Here is a 22,378-nt window from a genome sequence, read left to right as displayed (position 1 = left end):
ATGGGCCTGGTTGTCTTATTCATTGCGCAAGGCTTCGCCGGGATGGGCGTCGGCGCGTTTGTTCATCACCTCCAGCACCAGCTCGTCGATGAAGGCGATGGCCAGAATCACCGTGCCCACGGCCATGGCGATCTGGGGAATCCACAGGGGCGTGGCATCGCTGCCTGTGGAGATGTCGTGGAACTCGTGCGATTGCCAGGCCAGCTTGCAGCTGTACACCGCAAACAGCACGGCCAGCAGCGTGGCAATGGCCAGGGCCCAGATCTCAAAGGCCTTCTTGGCGCCGCCCTTCAAAAAGTTGAGCAGCAGCGTGACGCGGATGTGTTCGCCGCGCTTCAAGGTGTGGGCCAGCGCCAGAAAACCCGCAGCCGCCATCAGATAGCCTGCGTAGGCATCCGTGCCCGGCACGTGGAAGTGGAACTGCCGGCTGGCGATGGACAGCAGCACCATGCCCAGCAGGCCGACCATGAAAAGCGCCGCCAGGGCGGCGGCGCTGTCGTACAGAAAGTCCAGCAGACGACGCATTTGCGTGGATGCCCGAGCTTACTTGCGGTAGGCGTCAATCAGCGCCTTGCCTTCGGGGCCGGCCTTGTCGAGCCATTCCTTGAGCATGGTGTCGCCGACCTTGGCCATGTCAGCCTTCAGGGCTGCGGGCGGCGCTTCTACCGCCATGCCATTGGCCTTGAGCTTGGCGATGGTGTCGGTGTTGACCTTGGCGCTGGCGGCCCAGCCGCGTGCTTCGGCGTCGGCACCGGCCTTGAGGAGGGCGTCCTGGCTGGGCTTGTCCAGCGCGTCAAAGGCCTTCTTGTTTACCAGCACGGCGTTCTTGGGCAGCCAGGCCTGGGTGTCGTAGTAGAACTTGAGGTGCTCGTACAGCTTGCTGTCCACGCCGGTGGCGCCCGAGGTCATCGTCGATTCGACCACGCCCGTGGCCAGGGCCTGCGAGAACTCTGCGGCCTGCACCGTCACAGGCTGTGCGCCCACCAGCTCGGCAATGCGGGCGGTGGCGGGGCTGTAGGCGCGCCACTTGATGCCTTTGAGGTCGGCGGCCGAGGCCAGGGGCTTCTTGGTGTAGATGCCTTGTGGGGGCCAGGCCACGGCATACAGCAGCACCATGCCTTGTTCGGCCAGCTTCTTCTCCAGGAACGGCTTTTGCGCGGCGTAGAGCTTCTTGGATGCGTCGTAGCTGTCGGCCAGGAAGGGCAGGCCGTCCACGCCAAACAGCTGCCATTCGTTCTGGAAGTTGGCCAGCAGGATCTCGCCCATCTGCGCCTGGCCGCCTTGCACCGCGCGCTTGATTTCGGGCGCCTTGAACAGCGCGGCGTTGGCATGCACCGTGATCTTGAGCTTGCCGCCCGTGGCCTTGTCTACATCGCCGGCCAGCTGCACCATGTTCTCGGTGTGGAAGTTGGTGGCTGGGTAGGCGGCCGCCAGATCCCACTTGGTCTGGGCGAATGCCGAGGTCGCAGACAGGCCCGCCGCCAGGGTCAGGGCAAGTGCGGTCACGGGGAAGATTCGACGCTTCATGGATATTGCTCCGCAGGGTTGGATGTAACAAATCACTGTATCGGAAGCCGATCCGATTGCGATAGGTGTTTTGCCTAAACGCTGACAAATTGCCAACAAATTACCATCGACTTGCCTACAATGCCCCATGCATATCCCGTGCCAATGACAGAACCCACAGGCCCGAACCCGCCATGAAATCTGACGCCAGGCCCAAGGCCAAAACCGACTCCGGCCCCATCGTGTCTTCGGCGCATCTGGTGTCGGCACAGAGCGCAGAGATGAGCGAGTTCGAGTTCGGTCTCATCGTGGCGGGCAATGCGTTCCACCGCTGGGTGGTGCACTGCATGGCGGCGGCGGGGCTCAAGGATCTGACGCCGCTCGACGTGGTGGTTCTGCACCATGTCACGCACCGCGCGCGCGACAAACGCCTGGCCGACATCTGCTTCATCATGAATGTGGAAGACACGCACCTGGTGAACTATGCGCTGAAAAAGCTGCAGAACCTGGGCGTCGTGGCCTCGCAAAAGAACGGCAAGGAAGTCACCTATGCTGCCACCGACGTGGGCCGTGCCTACGTGCAGCGCTACCGTGAGATCCGCGAGAGCTGCCTGATCGACGCCCTGAAAGCCGATGACGCGCTGAACCGCGACATCGGCGAGCTGGCCCGGTTGCTGCGTGTGCTCTCGGGCATGTACGACCAGGCGGCGCGCTCGGCCGCGTCGCTGTGACGCTGGCGGCCTGAGTGGCTTCGGTGCCCTGTATGGTCCGGAAATTTGAATAAAAATCGGCTCTTGCGCGCGACTGTAAAGCGCTGATAGCTATCAATTGAGTAGCATTGATATGTCCAACCAACCCTCTCCCATGTCCCGCTGGCAGTTCTGGATCGACCGGGGCGGCACCTTCACCGACGTGGTGGGCAAGCGCCCGGACGGTACGCTCGTCACGCACAAACTGCTGTCCGAGAACCCCGAGCAGTACAAGGATGCCGCCGTGGCGGGCATCCGCCACCTGCTGGGTTTGAAGCCCGGCGAACCTGTGACGCCCGAGCTGGTGGAGTGCGTGAAGATGGGCACCACCGTGGCCACCAACGCGCTCTTGGAGCGCAAGGGCGAGCCCACGCTGCTCATTACCACCAAGGGCTTCAAGGACGCGCTGCGCATCGCCTACCAGAACCGCCCGCGTCTGTTCGACCGCCACATCGTGCTGCCCGAGCTGCTGTATGAGCGCGTGATCGAGGCGCAGGAGCGTGTGGGCGCACGGGGCGAGGTGATTGAGCCGCTGGACGAAGCGCACCTGAAAGAACGCCTGTGGGCGGCCTACGACGCGGGCCTGCGCAGCGCGGCCATCGTGTTCATGCACGGCTACCGCTACACCGCACACGAAGAGGCTGCAGCCCGCATCGCGCGCGAAATCGGCTTTACGCAGGTGAGCGCATCGCACGCCACCAGCCCCATGATGAAGCTGGTGAGCCGGGGTGACACCACGGTGGTGGATGCGTACCTGTCGCCCATCCTGCGCCGCTATGTGGACCAGGTGGCGAGCGAAATGCCGGGCGTCAAGCTGTTCTTCATGCAGTCGTCGGGTGGCCTGACGGATGCACAGGTGTTCCAGGGCAAGGACGCGATCCTGAGCGGCCCTGCAGGCGGCATCGTCGGCATGGCGCGCACCGCTGGGTTGGCAGGCCACGACAAGGTCATCGGCTTTGATATGGGTGGCACCAGCACCGACGTGAGCCACCACGCGGGCGAGTTCGAGCGCGAGTTCGAGACCCAGGTGGCGGGCGTGCGCATGCGCGCGCCCATGATGAGCATCCATACCGTGGCAGCCGGGGGCGGCTCCATCCTCGGCTTTGACGGCGCACGCTTCCGCGTGGGCCCCGAAAGCGCGGGCGCCAACCCTGGCCCCGCCAGCTACCGCCGTGGCGGCCCGCTGGCCGTGACGGATGCGAACGTGATGGTGGGCAAGATCCAGCCTGCACATTTCCCCAAGGTGTTTGGCCACGCGGCCAACGAGGCGCTGGATGGCGATGCGGTGGCGCAGAAGTTTGAAGGCCTCGCCACACAGACCGGACGCAAGGCCGAAGACGTAGCCCATGGCTTCATTCAGATCGCCGTGCAGCAGATGGCCAATGCCATCAAGAAGATCAGCGTGGCGCGCGGCTACGACGTGACGCGCTACACGCTGCAGTGCTTTGGCGGCGCGGGCGGCCAGCATGCGTGTTTGGTGGCCGACGCTTTAGGCATGACGCGCGTGTTTGTGCACCCGCTGGCGGGCGTGCTCAGTGCTTACGGCATGGGCCTGGCGGACCAGAACGTGATCCGTGAGCAGGCCGTAGAGACCAAGCTCGTGCCCGACGCGTTGCCCGGCATCGAGGCCACGCTGGAGCAACTGGCCACCACCGCCCGCACCGAGCTGGAGCGCCAGCAGGTGGGCGCGGGCACTGCCGTGGTGCACCGCCGCGTGCATGTGCGCTACGAGGGCAGCGACTCGGCGCTGATCGTGCCGTTTGGCTCGCTGGCCGAGATCACCGACGCGTTCGAGAACGCTTATCGCCAGCGTTTTGCGTTCCTCATGCAGGGCAAGGGCCTGGTGGTGGAGGCCGTGTCCGTCGAGGCCGTGGTGCCCGGCGACGCGCCCGTGGAGCCACGCCACACGCTACAACCCGCGCGCGAGGTGCCGCGCCGCAGCACCGTGCGCATGTACACCGGTGGCATCGATGGCGTGCCTGCATGGCACGACGCCGCCCTGGTGGTGCGCGAGGACTTGCGCCCCGGCGATGTGATCCCCGGCCCGGCCATCATTGCCGAGAAGAACGCTACAACAATAGTGGAGCCTGGCTGGGAGGCCGCGCTGACCGACCTGGACCACCTGCTGCTCAACCGCCGCGTGGCCCGTGCCGTGCAGCATGCCGTGGGCACCACGGTGGACCCGGTGCTGCTCGAAGTGTTCAACAACCTGTTCATGAACATTGCCGAGCAGATGGGGCTGCAGCTGCAGAACACGGCCTACTCGGTCAATATCAAGGAGCGCCTGGACTTCAGCTGCGCGCTGTTCGACACCGCAGGCAACCTGATTGCCAATGCGCCGCACATGCCGGTGCACCTGGGCTCGATGGGCGAGAGCATCAAGACGGTGATCCGCGAGAACCAAGGCAAGATGCAGCCCGGCGATGTGTTTGTGCTCAACGACCCGTACCACGGTGGCACGCATTTGCCGGACATCACGGTCATCACGCCGGTGTACCTTGCCGATGAAGCCATGCCCACTTTTTACGTGGGCAGCCGGGGCCACCATGCCGATGTGGGCGGCATCACGCCGGGGTCGATGCCGCCGTTCTCCACGCGCATTGAAGAAGAGGGCGTGCAGATCAACAATGTGAAGCTGGTGGAGCGCGGCGTGCTGCGCGAGGCGGAGATGATTGCACTGCTGGAAAGCGGCGAATACCCCAGCCGCAACCCGCAGCAGAACATGGCCGACCTGCGCGCGCAGATCGCCGCCAACGAGAAAGGCCAGCAGGAGCTGCGCCGCATGGTGGCCGAGTTTGGGCTGGACGTGGTGCAGGCCTACATGCGCCATGTGCAGGACAACGCCGAAGAGTCCGTGCGCCGTGTCATCACACGGCTCAAGGATGGTGCGTTCACGCTGCCTCTGGACAACGGCGCGCAGATCAGCGTGGCCGTGAAGGTGGATGCAGCGAGTCGCAGCGCCACCATCGACTTCACCGGCACCAGCCCGCAGCAGACGAACAACTTCAACGCGCCCACGGCGGTGTGCATGGCGGCGGTGCTGTATGTGTTCCGCACGCTGGTGGATGACGACATTCCGCTGAACGCGGGGTGCCTCAAGCCGCTCAACGTCATCATCCCGCCCGGCAGCATGCTCAACCCCAACCCACCCACATCGGTGGTGGCGGGCAATGTTGAGACGTCCACCTGCATCACCAATGCGCTGTACGGCGCACTGGGCCTGATGGCGGCGGGGCAGTGCACCATGAACAACTTCACCTTTGGCAGCACGCGCTACCAGTACTACGAGACCATCTCGGGCGGTAGCGGCGCGGGCGGTGTGTGGGATGCCAACGGGCAGCTGGTGGGCGGTTTTGGTGGCACCAGCGTCGTGCAATGCCACATGACCAACTCGCGCCTGACGGACCCCGAGGTGCTGGAGTTTCGCTTTCCGGTGCGGCTGGAGGGCTACGAGATCCGCAAGGGCTCGGGAGGCGCCGGGCAGTGGAAAGGTGGCGACGGCGGCGTGCGCCGTGTGCGCTTTCTGGAGCCCATGACGGCCAGCATCTTGTCGAACGGCCGCCACCATGGCGCGTTTGGCATGGCGGGTGGTCAGCCGGGCGCTGTGGGTATCAACAAGGTGGTGCGCAGCGATGGTCGGGTGGAACTGCTGGATCACATCGGCCAGGCCGAGATGCAACCGGGCGACGTGTTTGAAATCCACACGCCGGGCGGCGGCGGTTTTGGATCTTCAGACCAAAAATAGTGATAAAAATGGCTGCTTGCGCGCGTCCATCAAGCGCAAGCAGCTATCAAATCAGGAGTCTTTGGCATCTGCAGGCGCTGCAGATGCCTTGGGCTGGCTCAGGCTGGGAGGCACATCCAGCCCCATCTGCCGCGCGCGGAACAGCGCCGCACGCATCAAGAAGATCGACATGATCGGCACCGTGATCGCCACGAACACGGCGATCAGCAGTGCATGCAGCGCCAGGCTGCGGTCGGCCACCGAGAAGTACAGCACCGTGCCATGCATGATCAGCCAGCAGCCCAGCGTGGCGATGATGGCAGGCGCGTGCACCCGTTCAAAAAACGTGGGCAGGCGCAGCAGGCCGGTGGAGCCCAGCAGCGCGAGCCCCGCGCCCGCCAGCACCAGCAAGGCCACGATGATTTCCAGCCAGAGCGGCAGCACGGCAGTGGTAGCGGCGTCGGTCATTCGATCACCTCGCCACGCAGCAGAAACTTGGCCATGGCCATGCTGCCCACAAAGCTGAACAGCGCCAGCAGCAGCGCAGCTTCGAAGTAGTTCTTGCTGCCATACAGCAGGCCCAGCACCAGCATCACCAGCATGCCGCTCAGGTACATGCAGTCGAGCGCCAGCACCCGGTCTTGTGCGGAGGGGCCCTTGAGCAGGCGGATCAGCGCGCAGCCCATGGCCAGGGCCAGCATGAACAGGGCGATGGGGAGGGCCCAATCCAGTATCGGGGTCATTCAAAAATCTCCATCAAAGGGGCCTCGTAGCGCCGCTTCACGTCGGCGATCACGGTGGCCGCGTCGTCCAGTTCCAGCACATGCAGCAGCAGCACGCTGCGGTCCAGCGACAGCTCGGCCCAGGCCGTGCCAGGGGTGATGCAGACGATCATCGCCAGCACGGCCAGTGCGTTGGGGTCGCGCACGTCCAGCGGGATGTGCACAAACCCGGCAGGGTGGCGCCTGCGGCCGGGCGCCAGCAGCAGGCGGGCCACGGCCAGGTTGGAGCGGGTGGTGTCAGCCACCACCGTGAAGGCCAGGCGCAGCACGGCGCCCGGTTTGCGCACGCGCACCGGCAGCGGGCGCAGCCCGGCCGTGAGCAGCGGAATCGCCAGCGCCAGCACGCTGCCCAGCACAAAATGCCCGGCACTCAGGCTGCGGTTGAGCAGCAGCCACAGGCCCAGCAGCGCCAGCGACAGCAGGGGCGCGGGCACCAGCCGCTTGAAGGGCCGGGGCGATGTGGATGTGGGAAGGGGCTCTGGCTTCATGGCAGGTTGCCCCCCGGTGTGGTGGCAGGCTGGGGCGGGTTGGGCACGGGCTCAGTGGCCATCACCGCGCGCATGTAGCCAGCGGGCGCGTGCAATGCGTCGGCCGTGGCCTGGGTGTAGCGCATCACGGCGCCGGCCTGCCAGGCCAGCGCCGCGCAGGCGCCCAGCAGCAGGGCAATCGGCAAGCCTTCCAGTACCAGCAGCTTGGGGGCCGACCGATCATGTGCGGCCCAGAAATGGCGGATGCCTGCACGGGTCAAGGCCACCAGCGCCAGCAGGCCCGAGGTCACCAGCAGGGCCACCAGCGTCCAGCCCGCAGCGCCCAGCTGGAACCCGCTGGAGGCGCCCAGTCCCAGCGGGTTGAGCAGCGCATGCACCATGGCGAACTTGCCCACAAACCCTGGCAGAGGTGGCAGGCCTGCAATGACCAGCGTGCAGGCGATGAAGGCCAGGCCCAGGAAGGCAGCGGCCGCAGGGATCACCTCGCCGATGAGCGCCTCCTCCTTGTCGTCGAGGTTCATGCCTTCCGTGGGCACCAGATCGGCCGACAGAAACGGCGCATCGTCCGTCTGCTCGTAGGGGGCGAGGTTGGAGCCATCGTTGCGCCAGCGGTCGATCAGGTCGGTCAGCAGGAAGAGGGCGCTCACCGCCAGCGTGGAGCTGAGCAGGTAGTACAGCAGCCCGCCTGTGAGCAGGTTCTGGCCGAAGCCCGCGGCCGCCAGCAGCGTGCCCGACGACAGGACGGCGCTGAAGCCTGCCAGGTGCCCCAGGCGCTGCGAGCCCAGCATGCCGATGGCGCCAAAGGCCATGGTGAGCAGGCCGCCGCCAATCAGCCACTGGCTGCCAAACTGGGCCGATTCACCGGCCTCGGGGCCAAACAACAGCGTCCACAGCCGCAGCACGCTGTACACGCCCACCTTGGTCATCAGCGCAAACAGTGCGCCCACGGGCGCCGTGGCCGCGCTGTAGGCGGGTACCAGCCAGAAGTTGAGCGGCCACACGGCGGCCTTGATGAGGAACGCGACCGCCAGAATCGCAGCGGCCGCATGCAGCAGCCCCCGGTCTGCCACGGCCACACCCGCAATGCTCTGGGCCAGGTCGGCCATGTTGAGCGTGCCGGTGATGCCGTAGAGCATCGACACCCCGATGAGGAACAGCGAAGAGGCGGCGAGGTTGATGGCGATGTAGTGCAGCCCCGCCGACACGCGCGGGCGGCCTGAGCCGTGCAGCAGCAGCCCGTAGGACGCCGCCAGCATGATCTCGAAGAACACAAACAGGTTGAACAGGTCGGCCGTGAGGAACGCACCGGCCAGCCCCATGAGCTGGAACTGGAACAGCGGGTGAAAGTGCACACCCGCCCGGTGCCAGCGCGCGGCCGAGAACAGCACCGTGGCGAGCGCCACTGTGCTGGTCAGCACCAGCATCATGGCCGACAGGCGGTCGATGACCAGCACGATGCCGAACGGCGCCGGCCAGTTGCCCGGCAGGTACACGCCCAGGCTGGTCTGCACGCTGGGCTCCTTGGCCTGCACCAGCAGCAACACAGCCACCACCAGGCCGACCAGGGTCGATGTGATGTTGAGCGTGACCTTGGTGCGCTGGCGTTCCTCGCGCAGCAGCAGCATGAGCCCGGCCGTGAGCAGGGGCAGCGCAATGGGCGCGAGGATCAGGTGCGGCATCAGCCGGTCAAGTAAAAATCCTGTGAATGTCATGTCATCGGTCCACGGCGCTGCGCACGAAACTGGCACGCGCTAGGCCAGGGCAGCCTAGCAAGGGCCGCCCCGCAGCGAGGGCTGCGTCCCCCTGCCCCCCCAGTGTGCAGCACTGCGAGAGCGGGGGGAAGCGGCGAAGCCGCTCAGGGGGGTGTTCTTCATCATGGCATTTCCTGCACGTCTTTACCCTTGGTGCCGTCCACATGGTCAGTGCCCGCCATGCCACGCGATGCCAGCAGCACCACCAGGAACAGCGCCGTCATGGCAAAGCCGATCACGATGGCCGTGAGTGTGAGCGCCTGGGGCATGGGGTCGGCATAGTGGGCCAGGTCCTGCGGCAGGCCGGGCTGCAGTACGGGCTCCTTGTCAATCGCCAGGCCCAGGCGGCCCATGCTGAAGATGAAGAGGTTGACTGCGTACGACAGCAGCGACAGGCCCATGATGACCTGGAAGGTGCGTGGGCGCAGCAGCAGCCACACACCCGAGCCGGTGAGCACACCGATGGCCAGGGCCAGTATCAGTTCCATGCAGTTTCTCCCCGGGTGGTGGGCGCTGTGGCAGCAGCGGCTTGTTCTGCCGCCTCGTCGTCGGCGCGCGCATTGTTGTAGCGGTGGCTGCGCACCGACTGGTGGGCAATGCCGGTGAGGATGAGCATGGTGGAGCCCACCACCAGGGTGAACACGCCGATGTCGAAGAACAGCGCGCTGGCTACATGGATCTCGCCCACCACCGGCAGGTGCCAATGGGCCGTGTGGCTGGTCAGGAACGGATAGCCCCAGGCCAGTGCGCCCAGCCCGGTGGCCAGCGCGGCTAGAAGGCCCACGCCGATCCAGCGGCGTGGGTACAGGGGCAGATGCGCCTCGACCCATGACGTGCCCGAGACGATGTACTGCAGCAGCAGGGCCACCGAGAACACCAGCCCTGCCACAAACCCGCCGCCGGGCTCGTTGTGGCCGCGCATGAAGAGGTAGACCGCGACCAGCGTGGCAAACGGCAGCATCAGCCGCACCAGCACCGCAGGCACCATGAGGTATCCGACGGCGGTGTCGGCGGTCTGGCGCGGGTTGGTCAGGTCGGTGTCCACATCGGCGGGCAGTGCGCGCTGCTGGGGCGGCAGGTCCATCACCTCGCGCGCAGGGCGGAAGCGCCGCAGCAGCGCATACACCGTGAGCGCCACAATGCCCAGTACCACGATCTCGCCAAAGGTGTCAAAGCCCCGGAAGTCCACCAGCATGACGTTGACCACGTTGGTGCCGCCCCCGTCGGTAAGGGCGCGCTCCAGGAAGAAGGTGGAGGTGCTGTCGGGGAAAGGGCGGCTCATCATCGCGAACGACAACAGCGCCATGCCTGCGCCCGCGCTCAACGCCAGTGCCAGGTCCCGGTAGCGGCGCAGCTGGGTCCGGCGCTCTTCGGCCAGGGTGGGCACGCGCAGGCTTTCGTCGCGGCGGGGCAGCCAGCGCAGGCCCAGCAGGATGAGGATGGTGGTCACGATCTCCACCACGATCTGTGTGAGCGCGAGGTCGGGCGCCGAGAACCACAAAAAGGTCAGGCACACACACAGGCCCGAGCCGCCCAGCAGCGTGAGGGCGGCCAGCCGGTGGTACTTGGCCTGCCACGCCGCCGCCACGGCGCACACGGCGCCCAGCAGCCACAGCAGCGCAAACGTGGGCGATAGCGGCAACTGCACGCGGTCGCCAATTGGCAGTCCCCGCGCCCACAGGGGCAGGGTACCCGCCACCAGGGCCGCTGCGGCCAGCCACAGCATCTGCCACTGCAGGCGGCTGGTGCCCAGCAGGCGGCGGCCGTTGCGGCCCGCCAGCGTGAGGGCGGCCAGCAGGTGCTCAAACATGCGCTGGCCGCTCAGGTGATGCATGAGGGGCGGTGCATCCAGCATGCCGCGCGCGCGCTGACGCCGCAGCAGCGCATACAGCGCAATGCCACCGCCCAATGCCACCAGGCTCATTACAAACGGGGTATTAAAGCCATGCCACACCGCCAGGCTGTACGTGGGCAGCTCGCCGCCCACCACGGGCCGTGCGGCGGCGGCCAGGTAGGCCCCCACAGACCAGGCGGGCAGCGTGCCCACCACCAGGCAGGCCAGCACCAGCAGTTCGACAGGAACGCGCATCCAGTGCGGCGGCTCATGGGGCGGGCGCGGCAGGTCGGTAGCGGGTGGGCCAAAGAACACATCCACCGTGAAGCGCAGCGAGTACGCCACGCTGAACATGCCGGCCACTGTGGCCGCGACGGGCAGCAGCCATTCGAGCATCGGCGTGGTGTTCACGTACACCGTCTCGGCAAAGAACATTTCCTTGGACAGGAAGCCGTTGAGCAGCGGCACGCCCGCCATGGCCGCGCTGGCCACCATGGCCAGGGTGGCGGTGATGGGCATCATCCTGCGCAGGCCCGACAGGCGCCGTATGTCGCGCGTGCCGCTTTCATGGTCCACGATGCCCACAGCCATGAACAGCGAGGCCTTGAAGGTTGCGTGGTTCATGATGTGGAACACGGCCGCCACGGCGGCCAGCGGGCTGTTGAGGCCCAGCAGCAGGGTGATGAGGCCCAGGTGCGAGATGGTCGAGTAGGCCAGCAGGCCCTTGAGGTCGTTCTGGAACATCGCCGCGTAGCCGCCCACCAGCAGCGTGACCAGGCCCGCACCGCCCACCAGCCAGAACCACTCTTCCGTGCCCGACAGTGCGGGCCACAGCCGGGCCATCAGGAACACACCGGCCTTCACCATGGTGGCCGAGTGCAGGTAGGCCGACACGGGCGTAGGCGCAGCCATGGCGTGGGGCAGCCAGAAGTGGAACGGGAACTGTGCGCTTTTGGTGAGCGCGCCCTGCAGGATCAGCACCAGTGCGGTGAGGTACAGCGGGTGCGCCTTGATCAACGCGCCTGCGGCCAGCACGTGATCGAGGTCGTAGCTGCCCACGATGTGGCCCAGCACCAGCATGCCCGCCAGCATGGCCAGCCCGCCTGTGCCCGTCACCGTGAGCGCCATGCGCGCACCGCGCCGCGCATCCTTGCGGTGGTGCCAGTAGCCGATCAGCAGGAAGGAAAACAGGCTGGTCAGCTCCCAGAAGAACGCAATCTGGATGATGTTGCCCGACAGCACCACACCCGCCATCGCTCCCATGAACGCCAGAAAAAACGAAAAGAAGCGTGGCACCGGGTCGGCGGCCGACATGTAGTAGCGCGCATACAGCACCACCAGGCTACCCACGCCCAGCACCAGCATGCAGAACATCCACGCAAAGCCATCCATGCGGATGACCAGGTTCAGGCCCAGGGCGGGCAGCCAGGCCAGCTCTTGCCGGAGCACGCCGCCGTCTGCAATCTGTGGGAAGTAGAGCGCCGCCTGCACCGTGCAGAACAAGGCAATGAGCCCGGCGAGCGTGGACTCGGTGTTGCGGGCATTGGCGGGCAACACTGCCGCCAGCAGGCTGCCGATGAAGGGGAGGAGGATGAGGGTGATCAGGGGCATGCGCGAACAATTTTAGGGGCAGCCCCTAAAAACCCTGCCCAGCCCTTGCTGCCGAGCTTGTGGTGGGTGCAAAAAAAAAGCCCGCTGGAGCGGGCTTGCTGCTTGTGAAGTCTGCTTAGTTTTTGCTAGCGCTGGCTGCTGGGGTAGCGGCAGGGGCGGGGGCTGCTGGTGCCGCTGTTGGTGGTGTGGCTGGTGCGGCGGCGGTCTTGTCTGCGCTGCTGCGGGCCTTGCGTTCTGTGCCCTGGTGGCTGGCGGTTTTTTCTTTCTCTTTCTGTTTGCTCTTGGCTTCCGCCTTGGCGGCGGCTGCTGCGCTGTACTTCTTGCCGTTGACGGTCAGGCCCTCTTTGGAGAAGTTGACGGCACTCTTGTTGCCCACGCCACCCACACGGCCGATGAAGTCGGCCCAGTCCTTGAAGGGAGCACTCTGGCGCTCCTGGAGGATGCGGCCCGACAGGCCGGGCCCGATGCCCTTGATGCCGTCGAGTTCGGCTTCGGTGGCGGTGTTCACGTCCACGGCGGCGAAGGCGGCGGTGGTGGCCAGCAGCAAAGTGGCGATCAGGGTCAGCAGTGTCTTCAGCATGGTGGCGGGTGTCCTTGGCGTGGAGGGCTGGAATGGCGGGTCAGAGTTCTTCGACGCGGCGCGCGGGGTAGCTGTCCCAGGTCTGGCAGCCGGGGCATTGCCAGAAATGCTGGCGCGCTTCAAAGCCGCAGGCCGCGCAGCGGTAGCGTGTGAGGGGTTTCACGGCATGCTCCAGCGCCCGCTGGACCTGGGGGTGGAACTCCTCGTGCTCCAGCTTTTCGGTGGCCAGCCATTTGGCGGCGGCCACCAGCGAGCGTTCCTTGTCCAGATGCTCCACATAGCGCTGCCGGGCGGAACCGCTGGTGGTGGCGTCAGCGGCCTCCATGGCCACGATGCTCTCCAGCACGTCGAGCGAGGGTGCCTGTTCATAGTGGGCCTGCAGCAGGCCATGGACCTCGGCGGTGCGCCCGCTGGCCGTGGCGGCTTCGACCAGCAGCGGGGCGGCCAGAGGCAAGGCCGCAGGGTTGCGTTCACCCAGCGTCTTGAGCGTGGCCAGCACGGCGGCGGGTTGGCCCATGAGGCGCTGCAGCCGCGCCAGTTCGATGCGCGCGCGCGCTGCCTCGGGGGCGGCGGCCACCGCCTGTTCCAGCAGCGCCTGGGCGGCGGGCAGGTCGCCCTGCGCAATCAGGGCGAGTGCCTGTTCGCACAGGTAATGTGCCTGCCGGGTGCTGAAATCGCCCTGGTCGGCGTCGTGCATCTTGCGGGCAATGGTGGCAGCGTGTGGCCAGTCGCGCGAGCGCTCGTAGATGGCCAGCAGGGCCAGGCGGGCCTGGGCCTCGAAGGGCGTGCCTTCCAGGCGGTGCAGGGCGTCTTCCGCGCGGTCGAGCAGCCCGGCCTTGAGGAAGTCGAGCGCCAGCGCGTGCTGGGCACGCTCGCGGTCGGTGCGGGAGAGGTCGCCGCGCGAGAGCAGGTGCTCGTGCACACGCACGGCGCGGTCGTATTCGCCCCGGCGGCGGAACAGGTTGCCCAGCGCAAAGTGCAGTTCTGAGGTGTCGGGGTCGTTCTGCACGGCCTCGATGAAGGCGTCGATGGCCTGGTCCTGCTGCTCGTTGAGCAGGAAGTTCAGGCCCTTGAAGTAGGCCTTGGGCGCACGGCGGTTTTCGGCGCGCAGCTGGCGCAGGTCGAAACGCGATGCCAGCCAGCCCAGCACAAAGGCCACGGGCAGGCCCAGCAGGATCCAGGTCAGGTCAAATTCCATGGGCTGAAGGCAGGTCGGGCGGTGGTGGCGGGGCGGGGGGCATGGAGCCCGCTGCTGCGGAGGATGCCACGGGCGTGGGCGCTGCCACCGCTGCATGGGCGCGTCGCGCTGCGGTGCGGTGCCTCCACCAGCGCGGCACCATGCCCAGCACTCCCACGGCCAGGCCCGCTGAAAATGCGGTCAATACCACCAGCACCAACGGCGCGCGCCATTGCGTGCCAAAGAAGAAGTGCACGGTGGCGTCCTGCTGGTTGTTCAGCGCGAAGGCAAACAGCGTAAAAAAAATGGCTGCCTTGAGCAGCCACAGGAGGTATTTCATCGGTCTCCCCAGTGGTGGGGCGATTCTAAGAGCTTGTGCCTGCTGGGCCGCATGGCCCTTGCAGGATAAGAATTCAAGTCAAATAGGCCTCTAGCGCTTATCTGTAAAGCGCGAGCAGCTATTATTTTTGAATGGTTGTGCTGCTGGCGGCACCGGAGTTTTCTTCCATCTCGGCGGTGCGCTTGTCCACGGCTTCACGCAGAGCCTTGCCAGGCTTGAAATGGGGCACCCGTTTTTCGGGGATGGCCACGGCCTCGCCGCTGCGCGGATTACGTCCCATGCGGGGTGGGCGGTGGTTGACCGAGAAGCTGCCAAAGCCCCGGATCTCGATGCGGTGCCCACGCACCAGGGCCTCGCCCACGGCGTCCAGGATGGTCTTGACGGCGTATTCGGCATCGCGATGGGTGAGCTGACCAAAGCGCGCGGCCAGTTCTTCAACGAGGTCTGAGCGGGTCATGGAATCTTGGGGCATGGGCAGGCTGCGGGTGGGCAGGTCTTTGCTGAAAAAAGAGCGGGCGCCGAGGCGCCCGCTGTCTGACCGTACAAGGAGCTTACCGCGCAATGTGCGCTGAGGCTCCTCAACGGGTCAGCGCTTTACTTTTCCGAGTTGTCCAGCTTGGCGCGCAGCAGGGCGCCCAGGCTGGTCGTGCCGGCGCTTTCGCGGCTCGATTGCTGGCTCAGGTTGGCCATGGCGCCTTGTTCGTCAGCCATGTCCTTTTGCTTGATCGACAGCTGGATGTTGCGGGTCTTGCGATCCACGTTGACCACCACGGCCGTGACTTCGTCGCCTTCCTTGAGCACGTTGCGGGCATCTTCCACGCGGTCGCGGGAGATTTCCGAAGCGCGCAGGTAACCCACGATGTCTTCGCCGAGGTCGATTTCAGCGCCACGGGCGTCCACGGTCTTGACCTTGCCGGTCACCGTCTGGCCCTTGTCGTTCACCGTCACGAAGGTCGTGAATGGGTCGCCGTCGAGCTGCTTGATGCCCAGCGAGATGCGTTCGCGGTCCACGTCCACGGCCAGCACGATGGCTTCCACTTCCTGGCCCTTCTTGTAGTTACGAACTGCGGCTTCGCCAGCTTCATTCCACGACAGGTCAGACAGGTGAACCAGGCCGTCGATGCCGGCAGCCAGGCCCACGAACACGCCGAAGTCGGTGATCGACTTGATAGGACCCTTCACGCGGTCGCCGCGCTTCGTGTCCTGTGCGAATTCTTGCCATGGGTTGGCCTTGCACTGCTTCATGCCCAGGCTGATACGGCGCTTGTCTTCGTCGATTTCGAGGACCATGACTTCGACTTCGTCGCCCAGCGAAACCAGCTTGGCGGGAGCGATGTTCTTGTTGGTCCAGTCCATTTCAGACACGTGCACCAGGCCTTCGATGCCGGGTTCGAGTTCGACGAACGCGCCGTAGTCGGCAATGTTCGTGATCTTGCCGAACAGGCGGGTGCCTTGGGGGTAGCGGCGGTTCACGCCCATCCATGGGTCGTCGCCCATTTGCTTCAGACCCAGGGACACGCGGTTCTTTTCGGTATCGAACTTCAGGATCTTGGCCGTGATTTCCTGGCCAGCTGTCACCACTTCGGAAGGGTGACGCACGCGGCGCCATGCCATGTCGGTGATGTGCAGCAGGCCGTCGATGCCGCCCAGGTCCACGAACGCACCGTATTCGGTGATGTTCTTGACCACGCCTTGAACGATGGAGCCTTCCTTCAGGGTTTCCATCAGCTTGGCGCGCTCTTCGCCCATGGAGGCTTCCACCACGGCGCGGCGGCTCAGCACCACGTTGTTGCGCTTGCGGTCCAGCTTGATGACCTTGAATTCCATGGTCTTGTTTTCGTACGGCGTCAGATCCTTGATCGGACGGGTATCGATCAGCGAACCGGGCAGGAATGCGCGGATGCCGTTGACCAGAACGGTCAGACCGCCCTTGACCTTGCCGCTGGTCGTGCCAGTGACGAATTCGCCGGATTCCAGGGCCTTTTCCAGGCTCATCCACGAAGCCAGACGTTTGGCGGTGTCGCGCGACAGGATGGTGTCGCCGTAGCCGTTTTCGATGGAGCCAATGGCCACCGACACGAAGTCACCCACTTGGACTTCGACTTCGCCCTTGTCGTTCTTGAACTCTTCCAGCGGCACGTAGGCTTCGGACTTGAGGCCAGCGTTCACGACCACGAAGTTGTGCTCAACGCGCACGACTTCAGCGGTGATGACTTCGCCTGGGCGCATTTCCGTGCGCTGCAAGGATTCTTCAAAAAGGGCGGCAAAAGATTCGGACATGTGTTTCCTTGCCACAAACAGGATTCCGGCAGCACCATTGCTACCGTTTTTATAGCTGCTTGCGGTGGTTTTTTGCGGCAAAGCCGCGGGTTAGGTTATCGATCCACACAACCTGTGCGCTGACGCGCGAGAGGGGCTGCGTGGGCCTGTGGCAAGGCCTTTCGGCACTGCCTGGAGCCCTAGGGCTCCACGTTGTCAGCGCTGCGCAGAAGCTGCGAAGGGCTGGCGCTCCTGCCACCAGGCCAACACCTGTTCGACGGCTTGTTCAATCGTCAAATCGGAGTTGTCCAGGACCAGAGCGTCTTGCGCGGGCTTGAGGGGTGCAACGCTGCGGGAACTGTCCCTGGCGTCGCGCGCCTCCAAATCTGCGCGAAGGTCTGCGATACTAGCCGAAAAACCCTTAGAAATCAACTGCTTATAACGGCGTTCTGCGCGGCAGGCGGCGCTGGCCGTGAGATACACCTTCAACGGTGCCTCGGGGAAGATCACGGTGCCCATGTCGCGGCCATCGGCCACCAGCCCCGGCAGGCGCTGGAAGCTGTGTTGCAGGTCCACCAGCGCCGTGCGCACGGCAGGCAGGGCGGACACGCGGGACGCGTTCATACCGGCTTCTTCGGTGCGGATGGCCTCGGTCACGTCGTCGCTGCCCAGCCACACCTTGCCGCCCTCAAACCGCACCGGCAGCGTCTGGGCCAGGGTGGCGATGCGGGCTTCGTGGTCCGCATCGATGGCGAAACCCGCCCGCAGCGCGGCGAGGGCGGTGATGCGGTACATCGCGCCGGAATCCAAGAAGCGATAGCCCAGCCGCTGCGCCACCGCCGCCGCCACCGTGCCTTTGCCCGAGGCCGTGGGGCCGTCAATGCAGATCACCGGGATGTGGGAGGTGTCGACCTGGGCGACCGAGAACAGCGCCTCGAAATAGTCCGGGAAGGTCTTGGCCACACACTTTGGGTCTTCGATGCGCACCGGCAGACGCGCCGGATTGAAGGCGGCCAGCGAGAAGCACATGGCCACGCGGTGGTCGTCATAGGTGTGGATGCTGGCGGCTTTCCAGTCAGAGGACTGGGCGGGAGGCGTCACGCGGATGTAGTCCGCCCCTTCCTCCACCGTGGCGCCGAGCTTGCGCAGCTCGGTGGCCATGGCGGCGATGCGGTCGGTTTCCTTCACGCGCCAGCTGGCGATGTTGGTTAGCGTGGTCGTGCCCTGGGCATACAGGGCCATCACGGCCAGCGTCATGGCCGCGTCGGGGATGTGATTGCAGTCCAGGTCAATGGCCTTGAGGGGCCAGGCGCCGCGTTCGATCTGCAGCCAGTTGGGGCCCCCGGTGATCACCGCGCCCATGGCCCGGGCCGCTTCGACAAAGCGAATATCTCCCTGGATCGAGTCGAGGCCGACGCCTTGTATCTTGATGCCGGATTTGGCATCTTTTTGGCCAGTAGCGCCAGTCGCTATTGCTCCAAGCGCTATGAAATAGCTAGCAGATGAGGCGTCTGCCTCCACATGAATACTGCCGGGCGACTGGTAGCGGCTGCCCGCAGGGATGGTGAAACGCTGCCAGTTCTGGTGCTCGACCACGATGCCAAACCGCGCCAGCAGCTGCAGCGTGATGGCGATGTAGGGCTTGGAGATCAGCTCGCCCACCACCTCGATCACGATGGCCTGCGCGCCTGCGGCCAGAGGCAGCGCCATGAGCAGCGCGGTGAGGAACTGGCTCGATACATCGCCGCGCACGCGGATGGGCTCTGCCAGCGCCAGCACAGGCACACCCTGGCCGTGGGCGATCCTGAGTGGTGGGTAGCCGTCGTTGCCGAGGTAGTCGATCTGGCAGCCCAGTTGTCGCAGGGCATCAATCAGGTCGCCAATCGGGCGCTCGTGCATGCGCGGGACGCCCGACAGCTCGAACTCGCCGCCCAGCAGCGCCAGCGCTGCCGTGAGCGGGCGCATGGCAGTGGCCGCATTGCCCAGAAACAGCTTGGCGGGGGATTGGGGCAGGCGGCCACCCAGACCTGTGATGCGCACCGTGCTTCCAGCCTCATCCACCGTGCACCCGATCTGGCGCAGCGCGTCGAGCATTACGCGCGTGTCGTCGGACGCCAGCAGGTCGTGCACCGTGGTGGTGCCATTGCTCAGCGCGGCCAGCAGCAGTACCCGGTTGGAGATGCTCTTGGAGCCCGGCAGGTCAACTTCACCTGCCGCGGCTTGCAGGGGGGGGAGATCAAGGAATGCGGTGCTGTACATCGGTATCTTTCGTCCATTGGGTGCAAGCGCCCGTCATTACTGGCGCAGGCCCATCCCAGTGCACCCGTGGAGCTGGCTTTGCCAGGCCACCGGGTGCGTCCCCCTTGGGGGAAGGCGCCGCAGGCGGCTCCGGGGGTTACTTTCTCTTCGCGCCCATGCGCCAGTGTACACGGGTTTCGCTGGCCAAGGTCAGCATGTCTTCGAGCGCTTGGGCGTTGCCTTTTTCCATGGCCTGCTCGATGTTGCGCAGGGCCTGCTGGAACAGCTTGGACTGGGCAATCAGCTCTTCACGGTTGGACAGCAGGATGTCGCGCCATACCTTGGGGTCGCTGGCGGCAATGCGCGTGAAGTCGCGGAATCCGGGGCCTGCGAGCGATAAAAATTCGTCGCCGTGCGTCTGGCCCGTGATGCTGTTCATCATTGCAAACGCGAGCAAATGGGGCAGGTGGCTGACGGCGGCAAAGGCCGCGTCGTGCGACTCCGGCGACATGCTGGTCACACGGCAGCCCAGTGCAGTCCAGATTTTTTCGGCGTCCTGCAGCTGGGCCGTCAGGGTGCGCTCGGTAGGTGTCAGGATCACCTGGCGTCCGCTGTACAGATCGGCTTCTGCGTGTTCCACACCTGATACTTCGCGCCCCGTGATGGGGTGTGCTGGTACGAACGATCCCACCTGGTCGCGCAGCGAGCGCTGCGCAGCCTGCACCACATCGGCCTTGGTCGAGCCCACATCCATGATCAGCATCCGGGGCGTGACCAGATGCTTGATGGCCTTGAGCGTGGCTTCGGTGGCGGCTACGGGCACAGCCACCAGCACAATGTCGGCACCCGCCACCGCCAGCAGTGCGGAGGGCGCTTCCACATCGATCACGCCCAACTGGCGCGCGCGGTCGGTGGTGGAGGGGGACTTGCTGTAGCCCACCACGCGCTTGACCAACCCGGCTTTTTTCATGGCCAGGGCAAACGAACCACCCATGAGTCCACAGCCGATCAGCCCCAATTGTTCGAACATGGCGACGGCTCCTTATGACGAGACAGGGTAGGTCCCCAGGACCTTGTAGAAAGCGCACAGGCTGCGCAGTTCCTCCAGCGCTCTCGCCACATGGGGCTGGGCGGGGTGGCCATCGAGATCGATGTAGAAGTAGTACTCCCACTGGCCCGTGCGGGCAGGGCGTGACTCAAAACGTGTCATGGAAACGCCATGCGTCTTGAGTGGCACCAGCAGGTCGTGCACGGCGCCAGGGCGGTTGGGCACCGACACCACAAGGCTGGTGCAGTCCTTGCCCGAGGGCGGTGGCGTCTGCAGCGTGTGCGGCAGGCAGATGATGGCGAAGCGGGTGCGGTTGTAGGCGTCGTCCTGAATGGCGTGGGAGACGATGTGCAAGCCGAACTGAGTGGCTGCGCGTTCGCTGGAGAGTGCCGCCCAGGCAGGGTTGGTGGTGGCCAGGCGTGCGCCTTCGGCATTGCTGGACACCGGGCGGCGCTCGGCATGCGGCAGGTGCTTGGACAGCCATGCCTGGCATTGTGCGAGCGCTTGCGGATGGGCCAGTACCACCTCAATGCCATCCAGTGAGTTGCTGGTGCGCAGCAGGTTGTGGCGCACGAGCAGGCTGACTTCGCCCACCACGTGGGTGGGGGTGTGCAGGAAGAGGTCGAGCGAGCGGGTGACCACGCCTTCGGTAGAGTTCTCCACGCCCACGACGCCGTACTGCGCGCTGCCAGCGGCTGTGGCGTGGAACACTTCGTCGAAGTTGGCGCAGTACATCAGGTCGGCCGCGCCGCCAAAGAACTCGATCGCTGCCTGCTCGCAGAACGTGCCCTCGGGGCCGAGCACGGCCACACGCTGGGGCGATTCGAGCGCAAGGCAGGCGGACATGATCTCGCGCCAGATGGCAGCGACGTGCGCACCCTTGAGCGGCCCAGGGTTGGCATGGGTGATCTTGTCGATGACCTGGGCTACACGGTCGGGTCGGAAAAAGGGCGTGCCTTCGCGCTTCTTGACTTCACCCACCTGTTCGGCCACGAGCGCCCGTTGGTTCAGCAGCGTGAGCAGTTGCTGGTCGATGCTGTCGATCTGCACGCGCAGGCTGGCGAGGTCGGGTGAGGCTTGCGGAGTGTTCATGGATGGGGAAATTTCGGTGCGCTGTCGCGAAAACGTGGGTGGGCCGTAGTCCGCTCAGGCGTGTTTTTGTTCAAATTCTCGCATGTAGTCCACCAGCGCCTGCACGCCCGCCAGGGGCATGGCGTTGTAGATGCTGGCGCGCATGCCGCCCACGGACTTGTGGCCCTTGAGCTGCAGCAGGCCGCGCTCCTTGGCGCCGACCAGGAAGGCTTCGTTGCGGCTTTCGTCGCGCAGGAAGAACGGGATGTTCATGCGCGAGCGGCAGTTGGCAGCTACCTTGTTCACATACAACTGCGAACTGTCGATGGCTTTGTAGAGAAGATCCGCCTTGGCCATGTTGCGCTGTTCCATGGCTGCCACACCGCTCAAGGCCCCTTCGGTCTGGCGCTTGAGCCACTGGAAGGTGAGGCCTGCAACGTAGATGCCCCAGGTGGGGGGGGTGTTGAACATGGATTGGTTTTCTGCCACCACGCGGTAGTCAAACGCGCTGGGGCAGGCGGGCAGGGCGTGGCCCAGCAGGTCCTCGCGCACGATCACCAGCGTGAGGCCTGCAGGCCCGAGGTTCTTCTGCGCACCGCCAAAGGCAAGTCCGACACGTGACCAGTCCACCGGCCGCGATGCGACATGGGAAGAGAAGTCAATGATCAGCGGTGCATCGCTGCCCAGCGCCTTCAGGTCGGGCAACTCGTGGAACTCGGTGCCATTGATGGTTTCGTTGCTGCAGATGTGCAAATAGCTCGCGCCCCGGCTCACCGTCCAGGAGGCCGGGTCGGGCACGGTGGTGAAGCCGGTGTCTTCGGAGGAGGCCACGATGTTCACTTCGGATGCGTATTTGCGCGCTTCCTTCTGCGACTTTTGGCTCCAGCTGCCAGTCACCACAAAATCAACCACACCGGCCCGCGAGAGATTGAGCGGGACGATCGCGTTCTCGGCCAGGCCACCGCCTTGCATGAACAGGATCTTGAAGTTGGCTGGCACGGCCAGAAGCTCGCGCAGATCGGCTTCCGCCTGTTCGTAGATCGACAGGAACTCTTTGCCCCGATGGCTCATTTCCATCACGCCCATGCCGCTGCCATGCCAGTCCAGCATCTCGGCGGCGGCCTGCTCCAGGACTTCGGTGGGTATGGCGGCCGGGCCGGCCGAGAAGTTATATGGGCGTTTCATTTTTTGGTCAAAAAGGCTGCTGGCGCTTATCAGAT

At 65.2% G+C, this 22,378-nt stretch carries 19 protein-coding genes; 2 read left to right on the top strand and 17 right to left on the bottom strand.

All coding sequences use genetic code 11. From position 1 onward, the window contains the following. Window positions 1-15: 15 nt before the first annotated feature. On the bottom strand, window positions 16-525 hold the full coding sequence (locus KW832_RS11680; protein ID WP_121420420.1) for a TRAP transporter small permease: 510 nt from the start codon (window positions 523-525) through the stop codon (window positions 16-18). A gap of 18 nt (window positions 526-543) precedes the next feature. Then, a complete protein-coding gene (locus tag KW832_RS11675) occupies window positions 544-1,527 on the bottom strand; it encodes a TRAP transporter substrate-binding protein (protein ID WP_055402541.1) in 984 nt (327 codons plus the stop codon). A 173-nt stretch (window positions 1,528-1,700) separates the two neighbouring features. On the opposite strand from KW832_RS11675, the gene KW832_RS11670 reads away from it, so the two are divergent. Both KW832_RS11670 and KW832_RS11665 read left to right on the top strand, forming a co-directional pair. Next, the gene (locus tag KW832_RS11670) at window positions 1,701-2,237 is read left to right on the top strand and encodes a winged helix DNA-binding protein (RefSeq protein ID WP_218300010.1); all 537 of its coding nucleotides are present in this window, start codon (window positions 1,701-1,703) and stop codon (window positions 2,235-2,237) included. A 112-nt stretch (window positions 2,238-2,349) separates the two neighbouring features. After that, window positions 2,350-6,000, top strand: a complete 3,651-nt coding sequence (locus KW832_RS11665; RefSeq protein ID WP_218300009.1) for a hydantoinase B/oxoprolinase family protein — start codon at window positions 2,350-2,352, stop codon at window positions 5,998-6,000. Between the two features lie 51 nt (window positions 6,001-6,051). Here KW832_RS11665 and mnhG read toward each other — a convergent pair whose 3' ends face one another. The 15 genes from mnhG to serC all read right to left on the bottom strand — a co-directional run bounded on the left by mnhG (window position 6,052) and on the right by serC (window position 22,343). Further along, on the bottom strand, window positions 6,052-6,447 hold the full coding sequence (gene mnhG, locus KW832_RS11660; RefSeq protein ID WP_218300008.1) for a monovalent cation/H(+) antiporter subunit G: 396 nt from the start codon (window positions 6,445-6,447) through the stop codon (window positions 6,052-6,054). Continuing rightward, entirely contained in the window at window positions 6,444-6,722 is a 279-nt protein-coding gene (locus KW832_RS11655; RefSeq protein ID WP_055402533.1) for a K+/H+ antiporter subunit F, read from the bottom strand. The genes mnhG and KW832_RS11655 overlap by 4 nt, the downstream gene beginning before the upstream one ends. Further along, entirely contained in the window at window positions 6,719-7,249 is a 531-nt protein-coding gene (locus tag KW832_RS11650; protein ID WP_121420416.1) for a Na+/H+ antiporter subunit E, read from the bottom strand. The genes KW832_RS11655 and KW832_RS11650 overlap by 4 nt, the downstream gene beginning before the upstream one ends. Continuing rightward, window positions 7,246-8,961, bottom strand: coding sequence for a monovalent cation/H+ antiporter subunit D (locus KW832_RS11645; RefSeq protein WP_255577692.1), 1,716 nt, complete (start codon window positions 8,959-8,961; stop codon window positions 7,246-7,248). The genes KW832_RS11650 and KW832_RS11645 overlap by 4 nt, the downstream gene beginning before the upstream one ends. 161 nt (window positions 8,962-9,122) lie before the next feature. After that, a complete protein-coding gene (locus KW832_RS11640) occupies window positions 9,123-9,488 on the bottom strand; it encodes a Na+/H+ antiporter subunit C (RefSeq protein WP_063460563.1) in 366 nt (121 codons plus the stop codon). Then, complete coding sequence (locus KW832_RS11635) at window positions 9,479-12,445, bottom strand: monovalent cation/H+ antiporter subunit A (RefSeq protein ID WP_218300007.1); 2,967 nt, start codon at window positions 12,443-12,445, stop codon at window positions 9,479-9,481. Before KW832_RS11635 ends, KW832_RS11640 begins: the two co-directional genes overlap by 10 nt. Before the next feature lie 115 nt (window positions 12,446-12,560). Next, window positions 12,561-13,025, bottom strand: coding sequence for a helix-hairpin-helix domain-containing protein (locus tag KW832_RS11630; RefSeq protein ID WP_218300006.1), 465 nt, complete (start codon window positions 13,023-13,025; stop codon window positions 12,561-12,563). A gap of 40 nt (window positions 13,026-13,065) precedes the next feature. Next, window positions 13,066-14,223, bottom strand: coding sequence for a lipopolysaccharide assembly protein LapB (gene lapB / locus KW832_RS11625; protein WP_218300005.1), 1,158 nt, complete (start codon window positions 14,221-14,223; stop codon window positions 13,066-13,068). Then, window positions 14,213-14,542, bottom strand: a complete 330-nt coding sequence (locus KW832_RS11620) for a lipopolysaccharide assembly LapA domain-containing protein (protein WP_055402518.1) — start codon at window positions 14,540-14,542, stop codon at window positions 14,213-14,215. The genes lapB and KW832_RS11620 overlap by 11 nt, the downstream gene beginning before the upstream one ends. 121 nt (window positions 14,543-14,663) lie before the next feature. After that, window positions 14,664-15,014, bottom strand: a complete 351-nt coding sequence (locus tag KW832_RS11615; RefSeq protein WP_055402517.1) for an integration host factor subunit beta — start codon at window positions 15,012-15,014, stop codon at window positions 14,664-14,666. A 122-nt stretch (window positions 15,015-15,136) separates the two neighbouring features. Further along, window positions 15,137-16,822: a 30S ribosomal protein S1 gene (gene rpsA / locus KW832_RS11610; RefSeq protein WP_055402516.1), complete on the bottom strand. Its 1,686-nt coding sequence runs from the start codon at window positions 16,820-16,822 to the stop codon at window positions 15,137-15,139. 195 nt (window positions 16,823-17,017) lie between these two features. Continuing rightward, entirely contained in the window at window positions 17,018-19,060 is a 2,043-nt protein-coding gene (locus tag KW832_RS11605; RefSeq protein ID WP_218300004.1) for a bifunctional 3-phosphoshikimate 1-carboxyvinyltransferase/cytidylate kinase, read from the bottom strand. A 136-nt stretch (window positions 19,061-19,196) separates the two neighbouring features. Continuing rightward, window positions 19,197-20,069 carry a prephenate dehydrogenase gene (locus KW832_RS11600; RefSeq protein WP_218300003.1) on the bottom strand — a complete coding sequence of 291 codons (873 nt, stop codon included), beginning with the start codon at window positions 20,067-20,069 and terminating at the stop codon, window positions 19,197-19,199. Between the two features lie 12 nt (window positions 20,070-20,081). Beyond that, window positions 20,082-21,179 carry a prephenate dehydratase gene (pheA, locus tag KW832_RS11595; protein ID WP_218300002.1) on the bottom strand — a complete coding sequence of 366 codons (1,098 nt, stop codon included), beginning with the start codon at window positions 21,177-21,179 and terminating at the stop codon, window positions 20,082-20,084. A 54-nt stretch (window positions 21,180-21,233) separates the two neighbouring features. Beyond that, window positions 21,234-22,343, bottom strand: coding sequence for a 3-phosphoserine/phosphohydroxythreonine transaminase (gene serC, locus KW832_RS11590; RefSeq protein WP_121506109.1), 1,110 nt, complete (start codon window positions 22,341-22,343; stop codon window positions 21,234-21,236). Window positions 22,344-22,378 lie beyond the last annotated feature (35 nt).

This window comes from Acidovorax sp. sif0632 (genome assembly GCF_019218805.1).
GTDB classification, from domain to species: domain Bacteria; phylum Pseudomonadota; class Gammaproteobacteria; order Burkholderiales; family Burkholderiaceae_C; genus Acidovorax; species Acidovorax facilis.
This window is presented reverse-complemented; position numbering and strand designations above follow the sequence as displayed.

Excerpts from the sequence above, each read along its gene's own strand:
- KW832_RS11615 (WP_055402517.1), bottom strand. The coding sequence starts at position 15,014 with ATGCCCCAAGATTCCATGACCCGCTCAGACCTCGTTGAAGAACTGGCC.
- pheA (WP_218300002.1), bottom strand. The coding sequence starts at position 21,179 with ATGAACACTCCGCAAGCCTCACCCGACCTCGCCAGCCTGCGCGTGCAG.
- KW832_RS11680 (WP_121420420.1), bottom strand. The coding sequence starts at position 525 with ATGCGTCGTCTGCTGGACTTTCTGTACGACAGCGCCGCCGCCCTGGCG.
- KW832_RS11600 (WP_218300003.1), bottom strand. The coding sequence starts at position 20,069 with ATGTTCGAACAATTGGGGCTGATCGGCTGTGGACTCATGGGTGGTTCG.
- KW832_RS11635 (WP_218300007.1), bottom strand. The coding sequence starts at position 12,445 with ATGCCCCTGATCACCCTCATCCTCCTCCCCTTCATCGGCAGCCTGCTG.
- KW832_RS11620 (WP_055402518.1), bottom strand. The coding sequence starts at position 14,542 with ATGAAATACCTCCTGTGGCTGCTCAAGGCAGCCATTTTTTTTACGCTG.
- lapB (WP_218300005.1), bottom strand. The coding sequence starts at position 14,223 with ATGGAATTTGACCTGACCTGGATCCTGCTGGGCCTGCCCGTGGCCTTT.
- KW832_RS11645 (WP_255577692.1), bottom strand. The coding sequence starts at position 8,961 with ATGACATTCACAGGATTTTTACTTGACCGGCTGATGCCGCACCTGATC.
- KW832_RS11640 (WP_063460563.1), bottom strand. The coding sequence starts at position 9,488 with ATGGAACTGATACTGGCCCTGGCCATCGGTGTGCTCACCGGCTCGGGT.
- KW832_RS11665 (WP_218300009.1), top strand. The coding sequence starts at position 2,350 with ATGTCCAACCAACCCTCTCCCATGTCCCGCTGGCAGTTCTGGATCGAC.
- rpsA (WP_055402516.1), bottom strand. The coding sequence starts at position 16,822 with ATGTCCGAATCTTTTGCCGCCCTTTTTGAAGAATCCTTGCAGCGCACG.
- serC (WP_121506109.1), bottom strand. The coding sequence starts at position 22,343 with ATGAAACGCCCATATAACTTCTCGGCCGGCCCGGCCGCCATACCCACC.
- KW832_RS11630 (WP_218300006.1), bottom strand. The coding sequence starts at position 13,025 with ATGCTGAAGACACTGCTGACCCTGATCGCCACTTTGCTGCTGGCCACC.
- KW832_RS11670 (WP_218300010.1), top strand. The coding sequence starts at position 1,701 with ATGAAATCTGACGCCAGGCCCAAGGCCAAAACCGACTCCGGCCCCATC.
- mnhG (WP_218300008.1), bottom strand. The coding sequence starts at position 6,447 with ATGACCGACGCCGCTACCACTGCCGTGCTGCCGCTCTGGCTGGAAATC.
- KW832_RS11675 (WP_055402541.1), bottom strand. The coding sequence starts at position 1,527 with ATGAAGCGTCGAATCTTCCCCGTGACCGCACTTGCCCTGACCCTGGCG.
- KW832_RS11605 (WP_218300004.1), bottom strand. The coding sequence starts at position 19,060 with ATGTACAGCACCGCATTCCTTGATCTCCCCCCCCTGCAAGCCGCGGCA.
- KW832_RS11655 (WP_055402533.1), bottom strand. The coding sequence starts at position 6,722 with ATGACCCCGATACTGGATTGGGCCCTCCCCATCGCCCTGTTCATGCTG.
- KW832_RS11650 (WP_121420416.1), bottom strand. The coding sequence starts at position 7,249 with ATGAAGCCAGAGCCCCTTCCCACATCCACATCGCCCCGGCCCTTCAAG.